Below are 2,295 nucleotides of genomic sequence, written 5' to 3' on the forward strand. Positions count from 1 at the left end.
GGGGCCAGCGTCGAGGACGGCGTCATCCATATCCGCAAGCGTCGCCACATGGTGCGGTTTTCAGGCGTCACCGAGCGCCCGGCCGTGTCGCTCAACCGCGGCTTTTCGGCGCCGGTGACATTGTCCGTCGAGCAGAAAGCCGACGACCAGTTCTTTCTCGCCCGCCATGACAGCGACGCCTTCTCGCGCTGGCAGGCCTTCAATACATTGCTGACTGATGCACTGATCACCGCCTTCCGCGAGATCCTCGGCGGCAAGCAGCCGGCCTTTGCACCGCGGCTGATCGAACTCGCCGGCAGCATCTCCGGCGACGAGACGCTGGAGCCGGCCTATCGAGCACTGGCGCTGGCATTGCCCGGCGAAGCCGACATCGCCCGCGACATCGGCCGGAACATCGACCCCGATGCTATCTATGCGGCTCGCGAGGCACTGGCGTTGGCGATCGGCACTGCGAACCGGGACGTTTTTTCGGGCCTTTACCGCGGCCTTGCAGACAAAGCAGCGTTCAGCCCCGACGCGGCGAGCGCCGGACGACGCGCCTTGCGCAACACCTTGCTGGATTATCTGTCGCTACAGCCGAGTGGAGCAGCACTCGCCGCCAGGCATTTCCAGTCGGCGACCAACATGACCGACCGCGCGGCAGCACTTGCCGTGCTCGCGCATCGTCACCACGGTTCGCCCGAGGCGGTCGAGGCGCTGGCGGCTTTCGAGACGACCTATGGGTCCGACCCGCTGGTCATGGATAAATGGTTCCAGATCCAGGCCAGCGTTCCGGGGCCGCAAACCGTCGACACCGTGAAGGCCCTGACCAACCATCCGGCCTTCTCGATGGGCAATCCGAACCGGGTTCGCTCGCTGATCGGCACCTTCTCCAGCGCCAACCAGACCGGCTTCCATCGTGCTGACGGCGAAGGCTACTGGTTCTTTGCTCAGACTGTGCTCGAGGTTGAAAAGCGCAACCCGCAAGTGGCGGCCAGGCTGGCAACGGCGCTCAGATCGTGGCGTTCGCTCGAACCTTTGCGGCAGGCCAAGGCCAGGGAAGCGCTGCTGTCGATCGCCGGCGCCGAAAACCTGTCGGCGGATCTGCGGGATATTGTCGAGCGCACGCTGGCGTAGGAGCCTTTCCTAGCTACCGGCGCCTGGCATAGCGTCGGTAAAAGCGATTATTTTAGTCGATTTTTAATCTTTTTTGGCCGGACCACTGGACAAGGCGAATCACCTTTGATTCTTTACTGACGATTCGGATGTGCGGCGTTTGCCGGATCACCAAGCAGCATAGGCAAATTCGGGGAGTGCCATTTATGGCGAAGGCGGACGCGTGGGGCGCGCCCGGAGGGACGGCTTTTGCGCGTCGTGAGACGCGCGGCGACGGTCTTGCCGGGAATACGCGGCTCATCGCCGAACCGGCCTATCGGCGGCTTCTTGCCGCCGAGCCGCTGCTGCGCCGATCAATACCCGTCCTCATCATCACCTTCCTGATCGTCATCGCGGCGCTGCGCGTGCTGTCACTGATGAACGAGCGTGACGATGTCGAGCGCAATGCCAAGGCGATCCTGACGCTGGCGGCGGGCCAGCTGGCCAGTTCGCTCGCCACCACCTCGGAAACGGTGCCCGGCGCCATACAGGATCTGCTGGAGACCACCAGCCGTCAGGGCGCGATGGGCCGCAGCCATGTGCTTGTCATCACCGACAGCGCTTTCAAGATCGTCGCGGTGACGCCGCGCTCAATGCCATGGCAGGGCCATTCGCTCGACGGCCTCGTCGAGGGCGGCCAGCCCTTGTTCATGTTCGGCGATCGTGCCGGCGTCATGGACGTCAACATCGACGGACGGGATTGGTACGCGGCGGTCAGCCTGGCCAATGGCGGAAAGGGCGCATCGGCGGCCCTGGTGCCACAGGACGCGGTTTTCGATGCCTGGCGCAAGACCGTTTCACTGAACGTCACCCTGTTCGTGCTGACGGCCGGCGTGCTGATCGTCATCCTCTATGCCTATTTCGGCCAGGCGGCACGTGCGCAGGCGGCCGACCGCATCTATATCGAAGCGCATCAGCGCATCGATATGGCGCTGGTGCGCGGCCGCTGCGGCCTGTGGGACTGGGACATGGTGCGCGGCAAGATGTACTGGTCGCGCTCGATGTACGACATGCTCGGCTACAAGCCCTGCGACACGATGCTGTCCTTCGGCGAGGTCGATCAGATCATCCATCCCGAGGACGGCGACCTGTTCGAGCTCGCCAACAGAATCGTCGCACGCGAGATCGACCATATCGACCAGGTGTTCCGCATGCGCCATG

The 2,295-nt window shown here is 63.8% G+C and carries 1 protein-coding gene and 1 pseudogene; both read left to right on the forward strand.

What is annotated here, in order from left to right; all coding sequences use genetic code 11:
- Positions 1-1,116 (forward strand): DUF3458 domain-containing protein (locus EOC06_RS07625; RefSeq protein ID WP_128307460.1); only part of this gene is annotated, 1,116 nt, incomplete at its 5' end.
- Positions 1,117-1,394: 278 nt separating this feature from the next.
- Positions 1,395-2,295: pseudogene (locus tag EOC06_RS41925) on the forward strand (PAS domain-containing protein); the annotation flags it as partial.

It is taken from the genome of Mesorhizobium sp. M7A.F.Ca.MR.362.00.0.0, from assembly GCF_004023175.1.
Taxonomy (GTDB): Bacteria; Pseudomonadota; Alphaproteobacteria; order Rhizobiales; family Rhizobiaceae; genus Mesorhizobium.